Source organism: Mesorhizobium sp. LNHC252B00 (genome assembly GCF_000502955.1).
Taxonomy (GTDB): Bacteria; Pseudomonadota; Alphaproteobacteria; order Rhizobiales; family Rhizobiaceae; genus Mesorhizobium.
This window is the reverse complement of sequence record NZ_AYWO01000002.1, coordinates 49,975-74,134: the sequence shown is the minus strand read 5'-3', so window position 1 is coordinate 74,134 and position 24,160 is coordinate 49,975. Positions and strand designations below refer to the sequence as shown.

General features: G+C 62.9%; 24 protein-coding genes and 2 pseudogenes. 10 read left to right on the top strand and 16 right to left on the bottom strand.

All coding sequences use genetic code 11. The features are described 5' to 3' along the window. Positions 1-74: 74 nt before the first annotated feature. From X744_RS166270 to argH, 4 genes and pseudogenes are all read right to left on the bottom strand, one after another. Complete coding sequence (locus X744_RS166270; protein ID WP_023757226.1) at positions 75-1,037, bottom strand: threonine/serine dehydratase; 963 nt, start codon at positions 1,035-1,037, stop codon at positions 75-77. 40 nt (positions 1,038-1,077) lie between these two features. After that, a pseudogene (locus tag X744_RS01000000169170) lies at positions 1,078-2,261 on the bottom strand (diaminopimelate decarboxylase). Positions 2,262-2,331: 70 nt separating this feature from the next. After that, positions 2,332-2,538: a hypothetical protein gene (locus tag X744_RS166275; protein ID WP_023757225.1), complete on the bottom strand. Its 207-nt coding sequence runs from the start codon at positions 2,536-2,538 to the stop codon at positions 2,332-2,334. Between the two features lie 118 nt (positions 2,539-2,656). Beyond that, positions 2,657-4,057, bottom strand: coding sequence for an argininosuccinate lyase (gene argH / locus X744_RS166280; RefSeq protein WP_023757224.1), 1,401 nt, complete (start codon positions 4,055-4,057; stop codon positions 2,657-2,659). A 35-nt stretch (positions 4,058-4,092) separates the two neighbouring features. On the opposite strand from argH, the pseudogene X744_RS1000000174910 reads away from it, so the two are divergent. From X744_RS1000000174910 to ugpC, 6 genes and pseudogenes are all read left to right on the top strand, one after another. After that, a pseudogene (locus tag X744_RS1000000174910) lies at positions 4,093-4,533 on the top strand (TlpA disulfide reductase family protein); the annotation flags it as partial. Beyond that, entirely contained in the window at positions 4,528-4,965 is a 438-nt protein-coding gene (locus X744_RS166285) for a TlpA disulfide reductase family protein (protein WP_280948932.1), read from the top strand. The pseudogene X744_RS1000000174910 and the gene X744_RS166285, both read left to right, overlap by 6 nt. 285 nt (positions 4,966-5,250) lie before the next feature. Then, positions 5,251-6,561 (top strand): sn-glycerol-3-phosphate ABC transporter substrate-binding protein UgpB, encoded by a 1,311-nt coding sequence (gene ugpB / locus X744_RS166290; protein ID WP_023757222.1) that lies wholly within the window; start codon positions 5,251-5,253, stop codon positions 6,559-6,561. Between the two features lie 190 nt (positions 6,562-6,751). Then, the gene (gene ugpA, locus X744_RS166295; RefSeq protein ID WP_023757221.1) at positions 6,752-7,636 is read left to right on the top strand and encodes a sn-glycerol-3-phosphate ABC transporter permease UgpA; all 885 of its coding nucleotides are present in this window, start codon (positions 6,752-6,754) and stop codon (positions 7,634-7,636) included. An 8-nt stretch (positions 7,637-7,644) separates the two neighbouring features. Further along, positions 7,645-8,493, top strand: a complete 849-nt coding sequence (gene ugpE / locus X744_RS166300; RefSeq protein WP_023757220.1) for a sn-glycerol-3-phosphate ABC transporter permease UgpE — start codon at positions 7,645-7,647, stop codon at positions 8,491-8,493. Positions 8,494-8,500: 7 nt separating this feature from the next. Continuing rightward, complete coding sequence (ugpC, locus tag X744_RS166305) at positions 8,501-9,568, top strand: sn-glycerol-3-phosphate ABC transporter ATP-binding protein UgpC (RefSeq protein WP_023757219.1); 1,068 nt, start codon at positions 8,501-8,503, stop codon at positions 9,566-9,568. A 29-nt stretch (positions 9,569-9,597) separates the two neighbouring features. Here ugpC and X744_RS166310 read toward each other — a convergent pair whose 3' ends face one another. The 3 genes from X744_RS166310 to X744_RS166320 all read right to left on the bottom strand — a co-directional run bounded on the left by X744_RS166310 (position 9,598) and on the right by X744_RS166320 (position 13,439). Continuing rightward, entirely contained in the window at positions 9,598-10,680 is a 1,083-nt protein-coding gene (locus X744_RS166310; RefSeq protein WP_023757218.1) for an ABC transporter ATP-binding protein, read from the bottom strand. After that, positions 10,677-12,257: an iron ABC transporter permease gene (locus X744_RS166315; RefSeq protein ID WP_023757217.1), complete on the bottom strand. Its 1,581-nt coding sequence runs from the start codon at positions 12,255-12,257 to the stop codon at positions 10,677-10,679. The genes X744_RS166310 and X744_RS166315 overlap by 4 nt, the downstream gene beginning before the upstream one ends. Positions 12,258-12,431: 174 nt before the next feature. After that, on the bottom strand, positions 12,432-13,439 hold the full coding sequence (locus tag X744_RS166320; RefSeq protein ID WP_023757216.1) for an iron ABC transporter substrate-binding protein: 1,008 nt from the start codon (positions 13,437-13,439) through the stop codon (positions 12,432-12,434). 201 nt (positions 13,440-13,640) lie between these two features. On the opposite strand from X744_RS166320, the gene X744_RS166325 reads away from it, so the two are divergent. Both X744_RS166325 and X744_RS166330 read left to right on the top strand, forming a co-directional pair. Continuing rightward, a complete protein-coding gene (locus X744_RS166325; protein WP_023757215.1) occupies positions 13,641-14,177 on the top strand; it encodes a sigma-70 family RNA polymerase sigma factor in 537 nt (178 codons plus the stop codon). 1 nt (position 14,178) lies between these two features. After that, positions 14,179-14,817: an NrsF family protein gene (locus tag X744_RS166330; protein ID WP_023757214.1), complete on the top strand. Its 639-nt coding sequence runs from the start codon at positions 14,179-14,181 to the stop codon at positions 14,815-14,817. Between the two features lie 113 nt (positions 14,818-14,930). Here X744_RS166330 and X744_RS166335 read toward each other — a convergent pair whose 3' ends face one another. The 7 genes from X744_RS166335 to X744_RS166365 all read right to left on the bottom strand — a co-directional run bounded on the left by X744_RS166335 (position 14,931) and on the right by X744_RS166365 (position 20,460). Continuing rightward, complete coding sequence (locus X744_RS166335) at positions 14,931-15,809, bottom strand: 3-hydroxybutyryl-CoA dehydrogenase (protein WP_023757213.1); 879 nt, start codon at positions 15,807-15,809, stop codon at positions 14,931-14,933. Between the two features lie 116 nt (positions 15,810-15,925). Beyond that, on the bottom strand, positions 15,926-16,855 hold the full coding sequence (locus X744_RS166340; RefSeq protein ID WP_023757212.1) for an electron transfer flavoprotein subunit alpha/FixB family protein: 930 nt from the start codon (positions 16,853-16,855) through the stop codon (positions 15,926-15,928). A gap of 156 nt (positions 16,856-17,011) precedes the next feature. Then, the gene (locus tag X744_RS166345; RefSeq protein WP_023757211.1) at positions 17,012-17,761 is read right to left on the bottom strand and encodes an electron transfer flavoprotein subunit beta/FixA family protein; all 750 of its coding nucleotides are present in this window, start codon (positions 17,759-17,761) and stop codon (positions 17,012-17,014) included. A 183-nt stretch (positions 17,762-17,944) separates the two neighbouring features. Next, on the bottom strand, positions 17,945-18,745 hold the full coding sequence (locus X744_RS166350; RefSeq protein WP_023757210.1) for a rhomboid family intramembrane serine protease: 801 nt from the start codon (positions 18,743-18,745) through the stop codon (positions 17,945-17,947). 27 nt (positions 18,746-18,772) lie between these two features. Next, positions 18,773-19,354: a cob(I)yrinic acid a,c-diamide adenosyltransferase gene (locus X744_RS166355; protein WP_023757209.1), complete on the bottom strand. Its 582-nt coding sequence runs from the start codon at positions 19,352-19,354 to the stop codon at positions 18,773-18,775. Between the two features lie 23 nt (positions 19,355-19,377). Further along, positions 19,378-19,569, bottom strand: coding sequence for a twin transmembrane helix small protein (locus tag X744_RS166360; protein WP_023757208.1), 192 nt, complete (start codon positions 19,567-19,569; stop codon positions 19,378-19,380). 24 nt (positions 19,570-19,593) lie between these two features. After that, a complete protein-coding gene (locus X744_RS166365; protein WP_084025113.1) occupies positions 19,594-20,460 on the bottom strand; it encodes an SDR family oxidoreductase in 867 nt (288 codons plus the stop codon). Positions 20,461-20,515: 55 nt separating this feature from the next. On the opposite strand from X744_RS166365, the gene X744_RS166370 reads away from it, so the two are divergent. After that, a complete protein-coding gene (locus X744_RS166370; protein ID WP_032906951.1) occupies positions 20,516-21,367 on the top strand; it encodes a YihY/virulence factor BrkB family protein in 852 nt (283 codons plus the stop codon). A gap of 144 nt (positions 21,368-21,511) precedes the next feature. Here the strand turns inward: X744_RS166370 and X744_RS166375 are convergent, their stop codons facing one another. Further along, on the bottom strand, positions 21,512-22,417 hold the full coding sequence (locus tag X744_RS166375; RefSeq protein WP_023757205.1) for a DMT family transporter: 906 nt from the start codon (positions 22,415-22,417) through the stop codon (positions 21,512-21,514). Positions 22,418-22,568: 151 nt separating this feature from the next. Further along, a complete protein-coding gene (gene gluQRS / locus X744_RS166380; protein WP_023757204.1) occupies positions 22,569-23,444 on the bottom strand; it encodes a tRNA glutamyl-Q(34) synthetase GluQRS in 876 nt (291 codons plus the stop codon). 74 nt (positions 23,445-23,518) lie between these two features. Between gluQRS and X744_RS166385 the strand changes: the two genes are divergently transcribed. After that, positions 23,519-24,160 carry a DNA-3-methyladenine glycosylase gene (locus tag X744_RS166385; RefSeq protein WP_023757203.1) on the top strand — a complete coding sequence of 214 codons (642 nt, stop codon included), beginning with the start codon at positions 23,519-23,521 and terminating at the stop codon, positions 24,158-24,160.

Here is a 24,160-nt window from a genome sequence, read left to right as displayed (position 1 = left end):
CAAGCCTCACGACTCGAAGAATACCAGCAAACACGGCAAAGGCGAGGCAGTTTGCGAAAACGTGAAGGCCGCCGTTATAGTTCCACCGGTTGCAGCCAGAAAGTTGCGGGGTTGGCATTTGCCCCGCAGACCAGCACCGCGACGCGTTCGCCCGGCACCGGCGCATAGCGGCCGGACAGGATCGCGGCAAAGGCGGCGGCGCCACCCGGCTCGGAGATGATGCGCACCCGGTTCCACAGCGCCTTTTGCGCGGCGATGATGTCGTCGTCGCTGACCAGGATCGAGCGTTCGACAAAGGCCTCGGCGATCGGGAACATCATCTCGCCGACACGCTTTGGCGCCAGCGAATCGGCGGCGATGCCCTCTGCTGGCGCATCGACGGGGTGCCCGGCTTCAAACGCCCGGTAAAGCGTCGGCGCCCCTTCCGGCTCGACGGCGACGATGCGGATGCGGCCGGCAAACCAGGCAGCGATGCCGCCGATCAAGCCGCCGCCGCCGACAGCGACCAGCAGCGTGTCGATGTCGGGCAAATCGCCCTCGATTTCCAGCCCGAGCGTGCCCTGGCCGATCAGCGTCTCCTGTTGGTTGAAGGCATGGATCTGCAAGGCGCCGGTTTCCTCGGCGAAGCGTTCGCTGGCGGCCAGTGCCTCGGCATAGCGGGCGCCGCCGACAATCAGATCGGCGCCGTAGGAGCGGATCCGCTCCAGTTTGGCCGGCGGACTCACTTCTGGAACGAAGATGGTCGCCTTGTGGCCAAGCCGCATGGCGGCATAGGCGACGGCAGCACCATGGTTGCCGCCCGACGCGGCGACGACACCGGCCTCGGGAACCGGCCGTTCCAGGAGATTGGTGAACGCGCCGCGTGCCTTGAACGAGCCGGAGTGCTGCAGGCATTCGAGCTTCAGGTCGATCGTCAGCGGCGGCCGGTCGAAGTCGGCCATGTCGACGCGCAGCACCGGTGTGCGCCTGATATAGGGGCGGATGCGCGGTTCCATCGCGGCAATGCGCTCGCGTGTGACGGTGTTGCCGTTCGCCATGATCTGCTCCCTGTGACGGGTAAGTATGTTTCCGACACCTCTATGCGAGCCAATCGGGCACGGAATCCAGCCCGATCAGGTCGTCATAGGTCAGGCGCGGACGCACGACGTGGAAGCGGTCGCTATCAACCAGCACCTCCGGCACCAGCAGGCGAGTGTTATAGGTGCCGGCCTGCACCGCGCCATAGGCGCCTGCGGTGAAGACGGCAATCAGGTCGCCGGCCTTCAGCCTGGGCAGATCGCGGTCGAGGCCGATATAGTCGCCGGTCTCGCAGACCGGGCCGACCACGTCGGCCATCATGCGCGGCGCGTCGGCAGGCGGCTGGACGACCGGACGGATGTCGTGGAAAGCATCGTAGAGCGTCGGCCGGATGAGATCGTTCATGGCGGCGTCGACGACCAGGAAGTTCTTGGCGTCGCCCTCCTTCACGAAGATCACTTCCGAGACGAGGATGCCGGCATTGCCTGATATCAGCCGGCCCGGCTCGAACATCACCTTCAGCCCGAGCTTGGTGACATGCTTCCTGACGATCTGGGCATAGGCATCGGGGAGGGGCGGCGGGTTGTTGTCGACGCGGTAGGGAATGCCGAGGCCGCCGCCGAGATCGANGTGATCTGGCTGCCGATATGGGTGTCGATGCCGGTGATCTTGATGCCGGGAAGCTTTGCCGCGCGGGCGTAGACTTGACGCGCCCGCTGCCACGGAATGCCGAACTTGTTCTCGGCCTTGCCGGTGGAAATCTTCTTGTGGGTCTTGGCGTCGACATCGGGATTGATGCGCAGCGAGATCGACGCCACCTTGCCAAGCGCCACGGCTCGGGCCGATAGCAGCTCGAGTTCAGGCTCGGATTCGACGTTGAAGCACAGGATGCCGGCGGCAAGGGCAAAGTCCATTTCGCGCGCGGTCTTGCCGACGCCCGAAAACAGGATCTTGCCGGCCGGGATGCCGGCGGCCAGCGCCCGGCGCAATTCACCTTCCGAAACCACGTCGGCGCCGGCGCCGAGCTTCGCCAGCGTCCGCAGAACGGCCTGGTTGGAATTGGCCTTCATGGCATAGCAGACCAGCGCGTCGAGCCCGGCAAAGGCCTGCGCGAACACCCGGTAGTGCCTGGTCAAGGTGGCCGTCGAATAGCAGTAGAACGGCGTGCCGACCTGTGCGGCGATATCGGGGATCGCCACGTCCTCGGCATGCAGCACGCCGTCGCGGTAGTCGAAATGGTTCACGAGAGTGGTTCCGGGAAGTTGGAGCGCGATGAGATCGGGTTTAGAAAGACCAACCCCAGCCTCATCGGTTCTAGATCAGCGGGTCGAGGATGAACTTCTTGTCCACGACCGGTTTTTCCGGCTCCGGCGGCACAGGCTGATGGGCCTTGGAGGCATCCTTGCGCGCTTGCACGGCTGCCTCATAGGGCGTGTCGAGACCGGCCCTCCTGCCGCAGGCCGAAACGGCCGCCATCGCCACCAGAAGCGCGAGCGTCACCAAAATCCTGCTTCCGGTCATCGATCCATCCGTCTGAAACTTTTGCCAGCCGCCGCTTTTAGCCGAGTTCTCGGCGTATTGCACCCCGAGATATTGCTGGCTGCAATATGAGCGATATTGCTGGCCGCAATATCCGGCATCACGCTTTCGCCAGTCGCTTTTTCCAGGCGCGGATCTGCTTCCTCACTTCTGACGGCGCCGTGCCGCCGAAACTGGTGCGGCTCTTGACCGAGTTCTGCACAGCCAGCACCGAAAATATGTCCGCCGTGATGCCGGGATTGATCGACTGCAAATCCTCCAGCGAAAGCCTCTCCAGCCCGACCTTCTTCTCTTCGGCCAGCGCCACCGCCCGGCCGGTGATATGATGTGCCTCGCGGAATGGCAGGCCGAGCGTGCGCACCAGCCAGTCGGCAAGATCGGTCGCTGTCGCGTGGCCGGAGCCGGCGGCCTTTTTCATCGCAGCGGCGTTGACCGTCATGTCCGAAACCATGCCGGTCATCGCCGCCAGCATCAGGTCGAGCGTCTCGGCGGCGTCAAACACCGATTCCTTGTCTTCCTGCATGTCCTTACCGTAGGTCAAAGGCATGCCCTTCATCACCGTCAGCAGGCCGACCAGATGGCCGGTGACGCGGCCGGTCTTGCCGCGCACCAGTTCGGCGGCATCGGGGTTCTTCTTTTGCGGCATGATCGAGGAGCCGGTGGAAAACGAGTCCGACAACCTGACGAAGCCGAACTGCGGCGTCGACCAGATGATGATCTCCTCGGCCAGCCGCGACAGATGCGTGGCGCAGATCGCCGCCATGCCGAGGAACTCCAGCGCGAAATCGCGATCAGAGACGCTGTCCAGCGAATTGCGCATCGGCTCGCGGAAGCCGAGCGCCTTGGCGGTCCGGTAGCGGTCGATCGGGAAGCTGGTGCCGGCGAGGGCCGCGGCGCCGAGCGGGCTTTCGTCCATCCGCTCGATCGCATCGCGCACGCGCGACAGGTCACGCGAAAACATTTCGACATAGGCCATGCAGTGATGGCCGAAGGTCACCGGTTGCGCCGCCTGCATATGGGTGAAGCCCGGCATCACCGTCGCCGCATGCTCCTCGGCCCGCTCCAGCAGCGCCTTGATCAGCCCTTTCAACGCCTCGGCGACGCGAAAGCACTCGTCCTTGACCCACAACCTCAAATCCACCGCCACCTGGTCGTTGCGCGAGCGTGCGGTGTGCAGCCGGCCGGCGGCCGGGCCGATCAGGTCGGCAAGGCGGGCCTCTATGTTCATGTGGATGTCTTCGAGCCGGGTCGAGAACTCGAAGCTTCCGGCCTCGATCTCATTCAGGATCGTGTTCAGCCCGTGAGCGATTTTTTCTTGATCGGCCGCCGAAATAATGCCCGTCTGCGCCAGCATCTCGCTATGGGCGATCGAGCCTTTGATGTCCTGCGCATAGAGTTTTCGGTCGAAGGAGATCGACGCGTTGATCGCTTCCATGATCGCGGCCGGACCCGAGGCAAAACGTCCGCCCCACATCTGGTTGCTGGTCTTCTTGTCGCTCATGGCTATAACCCGTGATTCGGAGCACTTCTGAGAAAATGGCAGACGGTAATAAATTCTTCCCGGCCCCGCGCCTGATCCTCGCCGCCTTGGTGGCGGGCGCGCTGGCCGGCGCGGTCGCGGTATATGTCAGCGAGAGCCGGTCTGGCAACAATGCACCGGCACAAGCAGCCGTCGGTGACAGCAAGGACGATGTCGCCTGCGCCGCCAAGAGCGACCGTGCCAAAAAGATCGCGGCCTCGGCCACCGGTGAAGTCGCTGCACTGTTGCCGGCCGATCCGCCGCAATCCTTGAAAAGCCTCGCCTCTAACGGTCCGGACGGCAAGCCGATGACGCTTGCCGACCTTGCCGGCAAGACCGTGCTGCTCAATCTCTGGGCGACATGGTGCGCGCCGTGCCGTGCCGAAATGCCGGCGCTCGATGCACTGCAGAAGGAAAAGGGCAGCGACGCCTTTCAGGTGGTCGCCGNGTCAATGAGGAGCCTCGCCTTCAACGGTCCGGACGGCAAGCCGATGACGATCGCCGATCATGCCGGCAAGACCGTGCTGCTCAATCTGTGGGCAACGTGGTGCGCGCCCTGCCGCGCCGAAATGCCGGCGCTCGACGCCTTGCAGAAGGAAAAGGGCAGCGATGCCTTCGAAGTGGTCGCGGTCAATGTCGATGCCGGCGACGATGTGAAGCCGAAGAAGTTCCTCAGGGATACCGGCGTCGCGACGCTCGGCTACTACAGGGATTCGACGATGGCGCTGTTCAACGACCTCAAGAAGCGCGGCCTGGCGCTCGGCCTTCCCGTCACCATGCTGATCGACGGCGAGGGCTGCCTGCTCGCCCATATGAACGGCCCGGCCGAATGGTCGGGGCCGGATGCCAGGAGACTGGTCGAGACGGTGCTCAAACCCGAAAGCCTTTAGAGCAACTCACCGTTTCACGGCTGCTGCAGCTGTAATCAGCATTGTCATACCCGAAAACCAGCTTGGCGGAGCCCGGTCCTGAAGACGGTCCCTGCGCTGTTCGTTGTCGCGCTAAGTCGGCTAACGCCATTGCTTTGCCGTAGTCTGTTACGGGGAGGCGAGCATTGCTTCAGGCAGAGATGAAGTTCATCGATCTGCAACAAAGCCGTTGTCTGATTGTCATGACCGACACATATTGCCTGTGCGGGAGTGCCCCTTTCGCCAATGACAAACGGGAGATGAAACATGAAGTCCTTCGGCTTCGCGGCCGGTGTTGCCGCCACCTTTACGCTGCTTTCCACCGCCTCCGCTTTTGCTGTCACGCAGATCAGCTGGTGGCACGCCATGACTGGCGCCAATGCCGAGGTCGTCGACAAGATCTCCAAGGATTTCAATGCCAGCCAGAGCGATTATGAGCTCGTTCCGGTGTTCAAGGGCACGTATCCCGAGACGCTGAATGCCGGCATCGCCGCCTACCGCGCCGGCCAGGCGCCCGACATTATCCAGGTGTTCGACGTCGGCACCGGCGTGATGATGGCAGCCGAAGGCGCAATCAAGCCGGCAGCCGATGTATTGACCAGCGCTGGAATGACCTTTGACAAGAGCCAATACCTGCCAGGCATCGTCGGCTATTATTCGAAGCCGGACGGCACCATGCTGTCCTTCCCCTACAACTCCTCTTCGCCGATCCTTTATTACAACAAGGACATCTTCCAGAAGGCTGGTCTCGACGTCGGCAGCCCACCCAAGACCTGGAATGAGGTGTGGGAAGATGCCAAGAAGATCAAGGCGAGCGGCGCGGCCGCCTGCGGCTACACCTCGACCTGGCTGACCTGGATCCATCTGGAGAATTTCGCTGCCTGGAATGATGTGCCATGGGCCACCCAGCAGAATGGCTTGGCCGGCGGCGATGTCGAACTCAAGATCAATGCGCCGATTTTCGTCAATCACTTCCAGGCGCTCGCAGACCTCGCCAAGGACGGCACCTTCAAATATGGCGGGCGCACCTCCGAAGCCAAGCAGATCTTCCTTGCTGGCGAATGCGGGATCATGACCGAATCCTCCGGCGGGCTCGGCGATATCGTCAAGTCCGGCATGAATTACGGCATCGGCCAATTGCCCTATGACAGCGACGCCAAGGGCGCGCCGCAGAACACGACGCCGGGTGGCGCCAGCCTGTGGGTTTTCGCGGACAAATCCGACGAGGAATACAAGGGAGTGGCTGCTTTCTTCGCCTATTTGTCGAAGACCGACGTGCAGGAGTACCTGCACCAGAAGTCGGGCTATTTGCCGGTAACGCTGGCGGCCTATGAAGCGACCAACAAATCCGGTTTCTATGACAAGAACGTCGGTCGCGAGACCCCGATCCTGCAGATGACGGGTAAGGCGCCGACCGACAATTCGAAGGGCGTACGTCTGCCGAATCTGCCGCAGGTGCGCGATATCCAGAACGAGGAGTTCGAGAAGATGCTCGCCGGCCAGCAAACCGCGCAGCAGGCGCTCGACAATGCGGTCACACGCGGCAATGCCGCGATCAAGGAAGCGCTGGGGAACTAAAGCGGGCGCAAAAGTCCTTGTTCTACTGCGCACCCACCGTCCTGTCAGGGATCTCCCCCCGGAGAGGGGGAGATTTGCTGTGATTTCGCCAATTGTCGATGCTGCCGAATCCGAAACGTCCATCAATGCCACCTTTGACAGAGAAGGGCACCATATGGTGCCACCCGACTAACCAGCCCGGAGTGGCTCCTTGACCCCTCGCGTCGTCTTTCCCAACAAGGTCCTCCCCTACCTCTTGGTGGCACCGCAACTTGCCATCACGCTCGTCTTTTTCTACTGGCCGGCCGGTCAGGCGTTCTATCAGTCCATGCTCAGGCAGGACCCGTTCGGACTGAGGACCAGGTTCGTCTGGTTTGCCAATTTCAGGAAGGTGCTTGCCGATCCAGCCTACCTCAACTCGATCAAGGTGACGGTGGTGTTTTCCCTTGCGACCGCTATCGTCGCCATGTGCGTGGCACTCCTGCTCGCGGTCATGGCAGAGAAGGTGGTGCGCGGCAAAGGTCTTTACCGCACGCTGTTGATCTGGCCCTACGCGGTGGCGCCGGCGATTGCCGGTATGCTGTGGCTGTTCCTCTTCAATCCGTCGATCGGGTCGCTGGCCTACATGCTGAGAAGTTTCGGCATCGCCTGGGATCCGCTGCTCAACGGCACCCACGCCATGATCCTGCTGGTGTCCGCCGCTGCCTGGAAGCAGATCAGTTACAATTTCCTGTTCTTCGTCGCAGGCCTGCAGGCGGTGCCGAAAACCTTGATCGAAGCGGCGGCCATGGACGGGGCCGGCGAGACCAAGCGATTCTGGACCATCGTCTTCCCGCTGCTTGCGCCGACGACCTTCTTCCTGCTGGTCGTCAACACCGTCTATGCCCTGTTCGACACGTTCGGCATCGTCCATGCCGTCACCGGCGGCGGTCCGGGCAAGGCGACTGAGACGCTGGTTTACAAGGTCTACAATGACGGCTTCGTCAATCTGATCCTCGGTGACTCGGCGGCGCAGTCGGTCATCCTGATGATCATCGTGATCTCGCTCACCGCCATCCAGTTCCGCTACGTGGAACGCAAAGTCCATTACGGCTGAGGCAAGCGATGATCGGTCAGTCCTCGTCTCGCATTTTCCTCGCCCATGCCGTGCTCATCCTCGGCATATTGATCGTCGCCTTCCCGATCTACTACACATTCGTTGCCTCGACGCAGACGCTGCAAACGATCCTTAAGCCGCCATTGCCGCTCCTGCCCGGCGATCAGTTCTGGAACAATTATAGCGAAGCGCTGTTCGGCGGTGTCGGCCGCATCGGCGGCGTCAGTGTCGGTCGATTGCTGCTCAACACCACGGTCATGGCGCTCGGCATCGCGGTGGGGAAGATTTTCATCTCGATCCTGTCGGCATATGCGATCGTGTTCTTCCGTTTTCCGCTGCGGATGGTCTTCTTCTGGCTGATCTTCATCACCCTGATGCTTCCCGTTGAGGTGCGCATCCTGCCCACCTACAAGGTGATGGTCGATCTCGGCATGATCGACACCTACGCCGGCCTGATCATCCCGCTGATCGCCTCGGCCACCGCCACATTGCTGTTTCGACAGTTTTTCATGACAATTCCAGGTGAACTCGTGGAGGCGGCGCGTGTAGACGGTGCAGGGCCGTGGCGCTTCTTCTTCGATATCCTGTTGCCATTGTCGCGCACAAACATTGCCGCGCTGTTCGTCATCCTCTTCATCTATGGCTGGACACAGTATCTATGGCCGTTGCTTGTCACCAACAGCAACAACATGAATACGATCGTCATCGCGCTCAGGAGGATGGTCTCCTTCGCCGATGCCGATACGCAATGGCACCTGGTCATGGTCACAGCGATGCTGGCCATCGTGCCGCCGATCCTGGTCGTGGTGCTGATGCAACGCTGGTTCGTTCGCGGCCTAGTCGATTCCGAAAAGTGAGAAGCTGATGGCGACCGTCGATCTGAAGGACGTTAAGAAGGTCTACCCGAGCGGCTTCGAGGCCGTGAAGGGGGTTTCCATCGCCGTTCCCGACAAGCAGCTTTGCGTGCTGGTCGGCCCATCCGGCTGCGGCAAGTCCACGCTGCTCAGAATGATCGCCGGGCTCGAAACCATCTCCTCGGGAACGGTTGCGATCGACGGCAAGATCGTCAACTCCATCGGCCCGACCGAGCGTGACATCGCCATGGTGTTCCAGAATTATGCGCTCTACCCGCATATGAAGGTCTACGACAATATGGCCTACGGGTTGCGCAACCGCGGCACGCCGAAAGACGAGATCGACAGCCGGGTCCGTTCGACGGCGAAGGTGCTGGAACTTTCAACACTGCTCGACCGACGCCCGCGCGAGCTGTCCGGCGGCCAGCGCCAGCGGGTCGCCATGGGCCGTGCCATTGTGCGCAACCCGCGCGTTTTCCTGTTCGACGAGCCGCTCTCCAATCTCGATGCCAAATTGCGCGGCCAGATGCGGGTCGAGATCAAGAACCTGCAGCGCTCGCTCGGCGTCACGTCGGTCTATGTCACCCACGACCAGCTCGAGGCGATGACGCTGGCCGACATCCTCGTTGTCATGAATGCCGGACTGGTCGAGCAGATGGGGGCGCCGCTCGACGTCTACGAGAAACCGGCTTCGACGTTCGTCGCTTCCTTCATCGGCGCGCCGCCGATGAATCTCCTGGCGTTGACCGCAGGCTCCTCGGGCCCGATGCTAGCTGACGGCACGGCGATTGCCTTCGCGCCTGAGCAGGCAAGAGCCGCGACAGTCGGTTTTCGGCCCGAGGATGCCGACGTTACCTTCAATGCGGAGGCGCCGTCCGGCGCACTCGTCCTGCCGGCGCTGGTCGCGGCCGTCGAACCGGTAGGTGCCGAGAGTTTTCTTCACTGTGCCGCGGGTGGCAGCAGCATCATCGTGCGTGTCGCTGGTCGCGCGACCGCTACGGTCGGCAATCAGTTGCGCGTGGTTGCCAAGGCAGAAAAGCTGCATTGGTTCGATCACGCCGGAAAGCGCGTCGGCTAATCCGAACGATATGTCCTACGCGTCGGCGTTCAGGCAAAGACATGCGCCTTTCCCGACACGGTCAGCCGGACGATCTCGCCGACCGCCGGCGCGTCCATGCCCGGTTTGCGCAGCACCAGCGGCGTGTTGCCGATCGCGGCCGCATCGGGCGGATCGGCGTTGTTCAGAAGCCGCACCGCGACCGTGCACATCGAGCCGGCGAATTCCGATTCCGTCACTTCGCCGAACAGCATGTCCGAAGTGCCCGACATGCCCTCGCGCGACGTTCTTTTCAGCGCGATCTGCTCCGGCCGCAGCATGATGCGGGCAACGTCGCGGCTGTCGTTGGTGTCGACCGCGATGCGGCCGAGCGGCGAGCTGGCGAAGCCAGCGGATATCTTTGCCGGCAGGATGATGGCGTCGCCGAGGAATTCGGCGATCATCCTGTCCTTCGGCTTGAAATAGAGTTCGCGTGGCGTACCGATCTGCGAGAACTTGCCGTCGCGCATCACCGCGACCTGACTGGCGAAGGACAGCGCTTCGGCCTGGTCGTGCGTCACCAGGATGGTCGTGATGCCGGCGGTTTCCAGAAGCTCGGCCACCGCCTTGCGCATCGAGGCGCGCAGGCCGGTATCGAGCGCCGAGAACGGCTCGTCAAGAAGCATCAGCCTGGGCTTCATCGCCATGGCGCGGGCCAGCGCAACGCGCTGCTGCTGGCCGCCGGAGAGTTCGTGCGGGCGGCGTTTGAGGATCGCCTTGTCGAGCCCGACGATATAGGCGAGCTCGACGATGCGCTCGGTGCGCTTTTCTTCGCCACGCGCCATGCCGAAGCCGATATTGTCGCCGATGGTCAGATGCGGGAACAGGGCGCCGTCCTGCGCCACCACGCCGATGCCGCGGCGATGTGCCGGCACGGCACCGTCACCATTGGCCAGAACCTCGCCGTCGAGCATGATGCGGCCCCGATCCGGGGCCTCGAAGCCGGCGATCAGCCGCAGCAGGGTCGTCTTGCCGCAGCCCGATGGGCCGACAATCGCCGTGCGGCTGCCACTGGCGACGCTGAGGTCGACGCCAGCAAGCGCCGCGACCGGGCCGTAATGCTTGTGCAGGCCGCTGATCTCGAGAAAGCTCATCGTCCGGCCATCCGTTTCGACTGGACATAAAGCAGCCAGGTCAAGGGAAGCGACATGGCCACCATGATGAAGGCGTAAGGTGCCGCAGAGGCATAATCAATCTCGCTGCTGTAGGACCAGAACGCCATCGCCAGCGTGCGGGTGCCGTTCGGCGCCAGCATCTGGGTGGCGGTCAGTTCGTTCATGATGCCGAGTGCCACGAGCGCCATGCCGGCTGCTGCACCTGGCGCCGACAGGCGGATCGTGGTCGACCACAGCGCCTGCAGCGGCGGCCGGCCGAGGCTGGAAGCTGCCCGTTCGAGTTCGACAGGTGCCTGCGCGATCGACGCGCGCAGGCTGACCAGCGCGCGCGGCAGGAACATCAGCGCATAGGCCATCAGGATGGTGAACAGGGTCTGGTAGAGCGGAAACGCGATGCGCACGGTGATGGTGACCAGCGCCAGCGCAATGACGACCCCCGGCAACGAGCCGACGATGTAGTTGCAGCCCTCCAGCAGGCGCTGCAATGGCCCCGGCGCGCGGATCGAGATCCAGGCCATCGGCATGGCGGCGACCGTGGCGAGCAATGCGCCGGCGAGCGCCAGGAACAGCGTTTGGCCAAGCGCCAGCCCTATCTCGTCGAAGCGCCAGACAGCCGCGCCGCCGGCGGCAAGCCAGCCGCCAATGGTGACGAAAGGCACGCCAAGCGCCAGCAGCGTGGTGACGACAAGCAAGGCCAGGCAAGGTCCGGTGGCCCGTCCGAGGCTTGTGCGCTGCTGATAGCGCGCGGCGCCCGAGCCGACGCGGGCATAGCGCTCCTCGCCGCGCACCAGCACTTCGAGGCCGAGCAGCACGAAACAGCAGCTTACCAGTACGCCGGCCAGCATGTTGGCAGCCGGCCCGTTGAAGGTCGACTGGAACTGGTCGACGATCGCCGTGGTGAAGGTGTCGAAGCGGATGAAGACATAGAGGCCGTACTCAGCCAGCAGATGCAGACCGACCAGCAGCGAGCCGCCGCAGATCGCGAGCCGCAATTGCGGCAGCACGACACGCCAAAACACGCGCCGGGGCCCAAGGCCGAGTGCGGCGGCGGCGTCCTCGAGGGCGGGATCGAGACGGCGCAGCGCCGCCGACACCGGCAGATACAGGAGGGGGAAATAGGCGATCACGGAAATCAGGACGCCGGCCCACAGGCCGTGCAGTCCTGGCACCATGGTGATCCAAGCATAGCTGTGCACGAAAGCGGGAATGGCGAGCGGCGCCACGCACAGCCACGCCCAGAACCGGGCGCCCGGCAGGTTGCTGCGCTCGGTCAGCCAGGCCAGTGCAACCGACAGCACGATGGTGATCGGCACGCAGAGCAGCACCAGCAGGACAGTGTTGACCAGAAGCTCGCCGACACGTGCCCGGAAGACCAGCGCCGAGACGGTTTCCCAGCCGGTCTGCACTGCGATCCAGATGATGAAGGCGAGCGGCAGCAGCGCCAGCAGCGCAACGAAGATAGCGACGATGACCAGCCAAAGCGGTACGCGCCGCCGAGACCTTCGGCCTGTGCCCGAAGGCAGGCCCGAGCGCGCAAGATCGACCGCAGACTGCATCAGGTCAGACGCCACGCCGTTGGCGTCCAGCGGCAGCAATTGAAGGACCGCGATCGCGGTCGGGAACACAGCGTGTCGTCATCGACGAATGCCATCTCGAAAAACAAAATCACTCCCGCGGAAGGCGAATTTCCGCGGGAGCGTGGTCGGTTGTCCTTTTAGGAGGAATGTCAACTAAAGCAAGCCGGCTGCCGTCATCAGGTCGGTGACCTTCTTGGAGTTCAGCCTCGTGGCATCGACCTTTGGCGCCTGCAGATCGGCGAGCGGTACCAGCTTCGGGTTGGACTCCGCACCCTTGCCGACCGCGTATTCGAAGGAATCGCCGGTCTTCAGCACGTCCTGGCCGCCCTTGCCGGTCACCCATTTCAGGAAGGCCTGGGCTTCCTTCGGATGCTTGCTCGAAGCCAGCACACCGCCACCGGAGATCGAAACGAATGCGCCCGGATCCTGGCTCTTGAAATAGTGCAACGCGACATTCTTGCTGTTTTCGCCGGTCTTGGCCTGATCGCCGAAATAGTAATAATGGTAGATCACGCCGCCTTCGATTTCGCCGGCGTTGACCGCCTTCATCACCGTGCTGTTGCCCTTGTAGGCGGTGAAGTTGGTCTTCATCGCCTTCAGCCAGTCCGCCGTGGCGGCCTCGCCCTTGAGCTGCAGCAGCGCACTGACGATGGCCTGGAAATCGGCGCCCGATGGTGAAGCGGCCCAACGGCCCTTCCAGCTCGGATCCGCGAGGTCAAGCATCGACTTGGGTAGCTGGTCGGCGCTTAGCTTGGTCTTGTTATAGGCAAAGACCGTACTGCGCGCCGCGACGCCGACCCATTTGCCGCTGGCCGGCTGATAGTCCTGGGGAACCTGGGCCAGCGTGTCGGCTTCGACCGGCGCGAACAGGCCGGCATTTTCGACCAGCACCATGGCTGGCGAGTTTTCCGTCAGGAACACGTCTGCGGGCGAAGCAGCGCCCTCGGCGACGATCTGGTTCGAGAAATCGCTGTCGCCGCCATTGCGCACGGTTACCTTGATGCCGGTCTCCTTGGTGAAGCCTTCGGCCCACGCCTTGGTCAGGCTCTCGTGCTGGGCGTTGTAAACAATGATGCCATCATCTTCCGCCATCGCCGGACCGGCGAGCAGGATGATTGCCAGCGCGGTGGCGCCGACGAGGGTGGAAAGGGCGTATTTCATGGCATGTCCTCGTTCTGCGGGTCTTCGGTCTGTCAGGGCTGCACCTATCGATACCTGACCGGGATAGTCAACATTGCTTTGCTGATTTTGATCGAGCGCCTGCAAAGTTTCGTGATTTGCCGCTAGTTTGGCTTGGACATTATTTCGCCGGCCACGTAACAAATCAGCGCCGAGACGCGAAAATCGGGGGAGTGAACTCTTGTGAGCGGCAAGAACGAGGCCGAGCTTTCCCGGCTGATGCGGGCCGCGATCGCGGGAGATGAAAGGGCCTATGCCGACTTTCTGCACCGGATTGCCGCGCTGGTGCGCGGTTTTGTCAGGCGCAAGATCGTGCAGGGCGGGGTCGATCCCGAGGATGTCGTGCAGGAAACGTTGCTGGCCATTCATGTGAAACGACATACCTGGCGCCAGGACGCGCCGGTGTTGCCGTGGATCTATGCAATCGCCCGCTTCAAGCTTATCGACGCGTTCCGGCGGCGTGGACGGCGCATCGAGATCGATATCGACGATATCGCCGAGACATTCGCCGAGCCGGAAACGGAAACCGTCAGCGAGCGCGACATCAACCGGGCTTTGGATGGCCTGTCGCCGGCACAGCGCTCGGTGGTCTCAGCCGTATCGGTGGAAGGCCGCTCTATCGGAGAGACGGCGGCAAGGTTCGGTATCAGCGAGACGGCGGTGCGTGTGTCGCTGCATCGGGGACTTGCCGCGATAGCCAAGCGATTCGGGCGGGAATGACATGAGGACGGACGATCTCATCAAGGCGCTGGACGCCGATGCCGGTAGCAAGGCGATGCCGTTGCAATCGGCCTGGTGGATGGCCGCCGGTGCTGCAGCGGTGATCGCCGCCGTCGTTTTCCTGCTGACCATCGGCCCGCGCCCGGACTTCATGGCGGCCGCGCATACGATGCGCTTTCTCTCCAAGTTTGTTTTCACCATCGTGCTTGCCGTCAGTGCCTTTGCCCTGATCCGCGACTTGTCGACGCCGGGAGCTTCGACGCGTCGGGCAATGGCTTGGATGGCCGCGGCGCCGGTGCTGGTAGCCGTGGCGGCGGTTCTGGAGCTTTTCATGGTGCCGGAGGCGCTGTGGGGCACAAGGATGGTCGGCTCCAACATGATGATCTGCATGACATTCATCCCTTTGATCGGGATCGGACCGCTTGCCATCTTCCTGTGGATGCTGCGCTACGGCGCGCCGACACGACCGGTGCTTGCAGGCGCGGTCGCGGGCCTGCTCGCCGGCGGGCTGTCGGCGACCTTCTACGCCGCCCATTGCTTCGACGATTCGCCGCTTTTCGTTGCTACCTGGTACACGATCGCGATCGCTGTACTGGCGCTGCTTGGTGCGCTTGGCGGGCGGTTTTTCGTGCGCTGGTAGTGCGTCACCGCGAACACGGCACGTGCTCACCAATCCTTGATCATCCCGGCAACTGTTTGTCGGTCTCGATCAGAACCGGTCCCGAAAAGAGCCTGCTGCTGACGCGAATCTGATCAGCGCGTCGGAACGGGATGCTCGCCGCGATAGTCGTAGAAGCCGCGCCCGGTCTTGCGGCCGAGCCAGCCGGCCTCGACATATTTCACCAGCAGGGGGCAAGGACGGTATTTCGAATCCGACAGGCCGTCGTGCAGCACCTGCATGATCGACAGGCAGGTATCGAGACCAATGAAATCGGCAAGCTGCAGCGGCCCCATCGGATGGTTGGCGCCGAGCCGCATGGCGGTGTCGATGGCGTCGACCGAGCCGACACCCTCATAGAGCGTGTAGATCGCTTCGTTGATCATCGGCAGCAGGATGCGATTGACTATGAAGGCCGGAAAATCCTCCGAGACCGTGATCGTCTTGTCGAGCTGCTTCACAAAGGTCTTGGCCGCCTCGAAGGTCCGGTCCTCGGTGGCGATGCCGCGCACCAGTTCGACCAGCTTCATCAGCGGCACCGGGTTCATGAAATGTATGCCGATGAACCGCTCCGGCCGGTCGGTTTGCGCGGCAAGCCGCGTGATCGAGATCGACGAAGTGTTGGTCGCCAGGATGGCTTCGGGATTGAGCTGCGGACAGAGCTGGGCGTAGATCTTGCGCTTGACGGTCTCGTCCTCGGTCGCCGCCTCGATCACCAGATCGGCGCCGGCAAGATCCGCCATCGCTGGCGCGGAAGAGATGCGCGCCATCGCTTCGTTGCGCACCTTCTCTTCGAGCTTGCCGGAACCCACCTGGCGGGCCATGTTGCCGCTGATGGTGGCGATGCCCTTCTCGATGCGGTCGGGCGATATATCGTAGATCAGCACCTTGTAGCCCGAAAGCGCGGAGACATGGGCGATACCTCCGCCCATCTGGCCCGCGCCGATGATGCCGATCGTCTCGATCTTGCTCATTACACCGATCCCGTCAAAATGCCTTTGCGGCCTGCTTTTTGTGCGGTGCAAACTAAAAGGGCGGGGCGACTTCGTCTACCCCGCCCTCACTATTTAATACGCTTTGGCAGAAAGCGTCAAAGCGCCTTTTGCAACTCCGGCAGGATGACGAAGAGATCGCCGACGAGGCCGTAGTCGGCAACCTGGAAGATCGGCGCCTCCTCGTCCTTGTTGATGGCGACGATGACCTTCGAATCCTTCATGCCGGCGAGGTGCTGGATGGCGCCGGAGATGCCTACCGCGATGTAGAGATCGGGGGCGACGACCTTGCCGGTCTGGCCGACCTGCCAGTCGTTCGGCGCATAGCCGGCATCGACGGCGGCGCGCGAAGCGCCGACGGCGGCACCGAGCTTGTCGGCGACCGGCAGGATGACTTCCTGGAACTTCTCCGAGGAACCGAGCGCGCGGCCGCCCGAGATGATGATCTTGGCCGAGGTCAGTTCCGGACGGTCGGTCTCCGAAAGCTTGTTTTCGACGAAGGAGGACAGGTCGGGATTGGTCGCCGCCTTGACGGTCTCGACCGCCGCCGAGCCGCCTTCGGGGGCAGCCTGGAAGGAGGCGGTGCGGACAGTGATCACCTTCTTGGCGTCGCTCGACTGCACCGTCTGGATGGCGTTGCCGGCATAGATCGGCCGCTTGAAGGTGTCGGGCGATACCACTTCGATGATTTCGGAGACCTGCGCGACGTCGAGCAGGGCAGCCACGCGCGGCGCGACATTCTTGCCCGACGAGGTCGCCGGCGCGATGATGGTGTCGTAGGCGCCTGCCAGCGACACGACCAGTGCCGCTGTCGGTTCGGCGAGACGCTCGGCGAGTTCGTCGGCTTCCGCGAGCAGCACCTTGGTGACGCCCTTCAGCTTGGCGGCAGCATCGGCTGCGCTCTTGGCGCTCTTGCCAGCCACCAGCACATGCACGTCCGAACCGATCTGCAGGGCCGCCGACAGCGCCTTGGCGGTCTGGTCGGAAAGGGTGGCGTTGTCGTGTTCGGCAATCAGAAGAATAGCCATTGATGATATTCCTGACTTTCGTTTCGCGGCTCCCTGAAATCCGGTCAGGCCGAGTCGAAAACGGTTGGTTTCGAGAACCGGAGCGGAGCGTACTTCAGTACGTGAGCACCGGAAGCGGAGAAACCGGCCGTTTGCAGGCCGGCCTCATCGGATTTCCTAGAGCACGCCGGCTTCGTTCTTCAGCTTGTCGACCAGTTCGGCGACGCTCTTGACCTTGACGCCCGCCTTGCGGCCACCTGGCTCCTCGGTCTTGATGACCTTGAGGCGCGGCTTGACGTCGGCTCCGTAGTCGGCGGGCGATTTCTCGTCGAGCTGCTTCTTCTTTGCCTTCATGATGTTGGGCAGCGAGGCATAGCGCGGCTGGTTGAGGCGAAGGTCGGCGGTCACGATCGCCGGCATCTTCAATTCCACGGTCTGCAGGCCGCCATCGACTTCGCGCGTCACCTTGGCCTTGTCGCCGTCGAGCACGACCTTGGAAGCGAAGGTGCCCTGCGCCCAGCCCAGAAGCGCCGCCAGCATCTGGCCGGTCTGGTTGGAATCGTCGTCGATCGCCTGCTTGCCGAGGATGACGAGGCCGGGCTGCTCTGCCTCGACCACGCCCTTCAGCACCTTGGCGACGCCGAGCGGCTCGGTCTGCTCGTCGGTCTTGACCAGAATGGCGCGGTCGGCGCCCATGGCGAGCGCGGTGCGCAGGGTTTCCTGCGCCTGCTGCGGGCCGATCGACACGACGATGATCTCTTCCGCCTTGCCGGCTTCCTTCAGCCGGATTGCTTCTTCCACAGCGATCTCGTCGAACGGGTTCATCGCCATCTTGACGTTGGCGAGTTCAACCGCCGAACCATCGGCCTTCACGCGAACCTTCACATTCGCATCCACAACCCGCTTCACGGGCACAAGGATCTTCATTTGCCTGTCACCTCTCTTGAGATAGTTGGGCGCGCCTATAGCAGCCTGCGCCCCTGCTGAGTTGTCGAAAGCCGACATTCCGGATGGAAATTCTGGTCTTTGACCGCCTTAGGCTGCGGCGGAGACGTTTCCGTAGTTGCGGCAACCCTGCACGTCAATACGCCGCAAGCTGCTCAAATCGGTTCAGTCCGAGCTGGACGCGTTTCCTCGCCCCCAGCGCGGTGTCGCGGCGGGTGGGTCGGGGATCAGCGGTTCCGTAGCAACCGGCTGTTGGGTGGGAGCGCTGGGCGCGACATCTTCGTCAGGGCCTGCAAACAGCGGCACACCGCGGCTGCGCAATATGAGCACCAGAACGGCGCCGGCGATGATGCCGCCGATGTGGCAGGCCCAGGAGATCTGATCCTCGCCGCCGGCGGCAAACATCACCACCTGGAACAGCACCCACAGAATGAGCGGGATGAAGGCCGGAATGCGCAACGGGATGCGGGCAAAGGCCAGCACCCAGACCTTTACTCTGGGATAAAGGATCAGATAGGCGACGACCACGCCGGCGATGGCCCCGGACGCGCCGATCAGCGGCACCTGCGAATCCCAGGCGACGAGCCCCTGGAAGGCCGCTCCCGCAACGGCGCACAACAGGTAGAAGATGAGATAGCGGACGTGGCCGAGCGCATCCTCGACATTGTCGCCAAACACCCACAGGAACAGCATGTTGCCGCCGAGGTGGAAGATGTCGGCGTGCAGGAAGGAATAGGTGAGATAGCTCAGGCTTTCGGGGATGACGACAAAGCGCGGGTCGAGTTCGGCGGTGTCATGCACGACCGAGGGGATGAAGCCGAGGCCAAGCACGGCGGCATTGGAGAAATTCTCGCCGCCGATCGCAGTGGCGAGGTAGACCAGGGCGTTGACCGCGATCAGCCCGATCGTCACATATTGCAGCCTGATGTGCCGCAGCCTGTTGGTATCGTAGAGCGGGATGAACATGCCGCAGGCCCCTTCGGCTTTCGACAATCAGCGGTTCTTGCCCGGAACCCATAACACGTCGGCGTTTCCGTTGTCATTGACCGCCCGGGCGGCGACAAACAGGAAATCCGAGACGCGGTTGATGTATTTCAGTCCGTCGCTGTTGACGTGTTCGTTCGGGTCCTGGGCCAGGGCCACCATCAGCCGTTCGGCCCGCCGTGCCACGGTGCGGGCGAGGTGCAGGGCGGCGGCCGCCGGTGTGCCGCCATTGAGCACGAAGGATTTGAGCGGCTGGAGCCCCTTGTTGAGCAGGTCGATCTCCTTCTCGACCCGATCGGTCTGCACGGCGACGATGCGAAGCGGCTCATAGCCCAGCGGCTTGCCGTCGTCGGGCACGGCGAGATCCGCGCCGAGATCGAATAGATCGTTCTGGATGCGGGAGAGCATGGCGTCGATCGCGGGGTGGCTCGATGCCGTGTGGACCCTGGCGATGCCGATGCAGGCATTGGCCTCGTCGACGGTGCCGTAGGCGTCCACCCGCAGATCGGATTTCAGTCGCCGTTCGCCGGTGCCGAGACCCGTGGTGCCGTCATCGCCGGTGCGGGTGTAGATCTTGTTGAGCTTGACCACGTCGCCTCCCGGCAGCCGATATCTCACTTGCGGGTGAAATACACCGCAAGCAGGATCAGCGCCAGCGCCACGGCCTGCAACAGAACGCGCGTCTGCATCAGCTTGTTCGAGGTGAAGCCGGAACCGCCTCGCATCATGTTGATAAGGCCGCGAACGAGGACGATCACCACGGCGACCATGACCAGGATGGCGAGGATGTTGAAGACGGATGCCATTATTGCGTTTCCAGTTGTTTGGCTTCAGGCTCGCTTGGCGAGCAGGCGATAGAGCATCGAAGCGGGCAGGATGCGTTTGAGCGCCGCACCGATTCTGGCCGGCACTGTTACCACATAGTGCGGGCGCGGGCGCCGCGACAGAAGTGCATGGCGCAGCGCCGCATGAACCACCTCCGGTCCGGGTTTCAAGGCCGATTGACTGCCGCCGGCCCGCAGCCGCTCCAGTTGCGCCGCATAGTCGAGGCGGTGGACTGAAGTCTCGTGCTCGATGTGCTTCAAGAACCAGGGCAGCGCGTTGCTGGCGATTTTCGACTTTACCGGCCCGGGCTCGATCAGAGAGACATGGATGCCGCTGCCGGCCAGTTCCTGGCGCTGGCAGAGCATCAAGGCCTCCAAGGCGTGTTTCGATGCCGAATAGGCGCCGCGAAAACGCACTGGCATCAAACCGAGGATCGACGAGCAGTGGACGATGCGGCCGTGCCCCTGGCGGCGCATCACCGGCACCAGCCGGCGGGTCAGGTCATGCCAGCCGAAGAAATTCGCCTCGAACTGCTCCTTGAGCGCGGCAACGGGCAGATCCTCGACGGCGCCGCCTTGCGCATAGGCGCCATTGTTGAACAGGGCGTCGAGCCTGCCGCCGGTGCGTTCGAGCACCGCCGCCACCAGCGCGGCGATGGAATCCGGTTCGCAATAATCGAGATAGAAAGCCTCGATACCGTCGATCTCGAGGGCGGCGATGTCCTGCGGCTTGCGCGCGGTGGCGAACACCCGCCAGCCTTCCGCCTTTAACGCACGGGCGCAATACGCACCAATTCCGGAAGATGCGCCGGTGACGATGATCGGGCGCAACTCTTGCGTTGAACTGTTCGTGGTTTCGCCAAGGGTTGCCATTTGCCGCAATCCCTTCCCATATTCCCGGCGTGGAGACAATTGGAGGGCACGGTTCTTGTTGCGGAAGATCGTTGCACTCAAACGGGTCCTCTACGACGCGCTTGGCCATTTCAACACCGATGACGGCTGGGCGATGGCCAGCCATCTGGCGATCACATCGTTGATGGCCCTGTTCCCATTCCTGATCTTTGCCACGACGCTGGCGAGCTTCCTCGGCGCGCAGGCGTTCTCAGACACGGCCGTGCACCTTGTGTTCGACACCTGGCCCGAGCAGATCGCCAAGCCGATCGCGCGCGAAGTGCTCAATGTGCTGACCGTCAGGCGCACCGATCTCTTGACCTATGGCGTGCTGCTTGCCGCCTACTTCGCCTCGAACGGCATCGAGGCGCTGCGCACGTCGCTCAACCGCGCCTATCGCGTCTCGGAAACGCGCGGCATCATCTACCGCCGGGTGCAGAGCATCATCTTCGTGCTCATCGCAACGGCCGGGTTTCTGGCGATCAGCGTGCTTCTGGTGTTCGCGCCGCTGCTGGCGCGGCTCGCCGAAGCCCATATCGACTGGATCAAGCCCTATATGGGCACCATCACGCTGTGGCGTTATGTGATCGCCTCGGCGGTCATCGTCGGCGGATTGTTCGCCGTCCATTTCTGGTTGCCGGCGGGCAAGCGCCGCCTGGTGTCGATCGTCCCGGGCATCATCTTCACGCTGTCCGGATGGCTTGTCGGCTCGACTGTCTTCGCCACCTATCTCGACCACTTCTCGTCCTACGTGACGACCTATGCCGGCCTCGCCTCGATCATGATCGCCGTGGTCTTCCTCTACATGGTCTCGGCGATCTTCATCCTTGGCGGCGAGCTCAATGCCGCGATCAGCCGCTATCTGGAGGCCCGCGCCCGGGTTGGATGACGGCTGAATTGGAGGATTTGGGAACTGGAGAATTGAAGAATTGAAGAATTGAAGAATTAAAGAAGTGGCACCCAGCACCGGATGGCCCCATTTTCCTCAATTCCTCAATTCCTCAATTCCTCAATTCCTCAATTCCTCAATTCCTCAATTCCTCAATTCCTCAATTCTACAATTCCACCCTTTGTCTGCCGTGCCCGTTGCCAGGCCGACGCCGAATGTGGTGATCGCCATGCCGGCAATCTGCAGCACGTTGAGTTGCTCGTCGAACAAGGCCCAGGCGATGATGGCCGTCACCGCCGGCACAAGATAGAACAGCGAGGCCACTTTCGACATCTCGCCGTCGCGGATCATCACCATCAGCAGGAAGATGGCGCCGAGCGACAGCACCAGCACCAGCCAGGCCATGGCGAAGATCAATTCGCCGTTGATGACGACCGAATGCGTCTCGAAGGCGAGCGAAGCCAGGAGCATCAGCGAGGCGCCGCCGACATATTGCCACATGGTCGCCGCGACGAGGTCGCCGCCGGATGCGAAGCGCTTCTGCCAGATGGTGCCGGCGCTCATGCCGAGCACCGAGACCAGCGAGGCGGCCAGTGTCGCCGCTGTTACGCCGCCGCCGAGCGCGCCGAGCTTCGGCCACAGCACGATGACGATGCCGACGAGGCCGATTCCAAGGCCAAGCCAGTGGCGTGGCAGGATCGCCTCGCCGAGAAGCTTGCCGGCAAGCACCGCCGTGATCAGCGGCTGCAGGCCGACGATCAGGGCCGAAAAGCCGGCCGGCATGCCGTGGTGGATGGCCCAGAACACGGCACCGAGATAGACGCCGTGCATCAGTATGCCGGCGCCGGTGGCATGCAATGCCTCCTCGCGGGTGGCTCTTTTCGAGCCCAGCACCAGCATCAGGACGGCCAGCAGGACGGCGGCGATGACGAAACGCGCGGCAAGGAAGGTGAACGGCTCCGCCCATGGCATGGCATAGCGCGCGCCGATGAAGCCGGTCGCCCACAAGACGACGAAGGTGGCGGGAATGAACCGCTTGATGCTGTGCATGTTCCGGAGACCGCCGTGCTGGGGAGAAGTTGAACGTGGCGCTGCTCTACTGCGCTTCAATGCGACGCGCAAAGTGAAACCGTTGATCCATACATCATCGGAATTCAACGGCCGGCGCATTTTGGCAGGCCGTTCTCTGGTCTCGTCGGGCTCAAAGCCCGACCATCCGCCTGATGTCTTCGGGTGATGCGCCGGCATGGCGCAAGGCGGCAAGGCCGGTATCGCCGAGGCTCTTGGACAGCTTTCGTCCATCCGGCCCGAGGATTAGACGATGATGGAAATAGGCAGGCTGCGGCAGCCCAAGGAGTTCCTGCAGCAGGCGCTGCACGGCGGTGGCGGAAAACAGATCCTGCCCGCGCACGACGTGGCTGATGCCTTGCAGCGCATCGTCCATGACGACGGCGAGGTGGTAGCTGGTCGGGATGTCGCGACGCGCCACGATCACGTCGCCCCAGTCCTGTGGGCGGGCTTCGATAGAGCGTGCCACAAGCAGCGTCTCGTCGGAATACTCGGTCCATGACAGGGCCTTGCCGACACGCGCCATGGCCGCGCTGACATCCAGTCGCCAGGCGAAAGGCGTGTTTTCGGCGATCCGCCGCTTGCGTTCCTTCACCGGCAGCGCCTTGTCGGCGGCGGGATAGAGCGGTACGCCGTCGGGATCGCGCGGCCAGTCGCGTCCGTGCTTTTCGCTGTCGGTGATAAAGGCGCGGATCTCGCCGCGGCTCATGAAGGCGGGATAGACGAGTTCTTCCGCGATCAGCCGGTCAAGCATCGCCTTGTACTCGGCGAAATGCTCCGACTGGCGGCGCACCGGCTCTTCCCAGGCGAACCCCAGCCATTTCAGATCGTCAAGCACGCCGGCCTCGAATTGCGGCGTGCAGCGCGTGGTGTCGATGTCCTCAATGCGCAGCAGCAGGCGGCCGCCAGCCTGTGTCGCGAGCTTCTGGTTGAGCAGCGCCGAATAGGCGTGCCCGAGATGCAGTTCGCCATTGGGGCTCGGCGCGAAGCGGAATGTCAGGAGTGTCATCTCTTGGGCGGCAATCGGGTTGTGCGGCGGTTTTGCCAATTGCTACCGTGCAGCCGGTCGAGGAACAAGAAAGCATGCAGCGTATCGTGACATCGGACGACATTGCCCGGGGGCTCGACGCGCTTTGCGTGATCGACCCACGCCTGGAAAAGGTGCGCGGCATGGCCGGCGAGGTGCCGCTGCGGCTTTCAGAGCCGGGGTTCCGAAGCCTGGCGTCGATTGTCGTTTCCCAGCAAGTGTCGCGCGCCAGCGCCGATGCAATCTTCGGTCGGCTGACCAAGCTCGTCGATCCGCTGACGCCGCAGGCTATCCTGGCTGCCGGCGAAGACATGTTTCGCGAGGCCGGCCTGTCGCGGCCGAAGCAGCGTGGCCTGATCGCAATTGCGAAAGCCGTGGTCGACGGCCTCGACCTGCATCACCTCTATTGGCTCGATGCCCAGGAGGCGATCACGACGATGACGGCGGTGCCGGGCATCGGTCCGTGGACGGCGGAAGTATACCTGTTGTTTGCCGCCGGGCATCCCGACATCTTCCCCGCGCGCGACGTCGCCTTGCAGAGCGCGGTCGGCCATGCGCTTGGCATAGACCCGCGTCCGCCGGAGAAAACACTGATCCAACTCGCCGAATCATGGAGCCCGTGGCGAGGTGTCGCATCGCGGCTTTTCTGGTCCTATTATCGCGAAACCAGAGGGCGGGACGCCGCACCACCGGCCTGA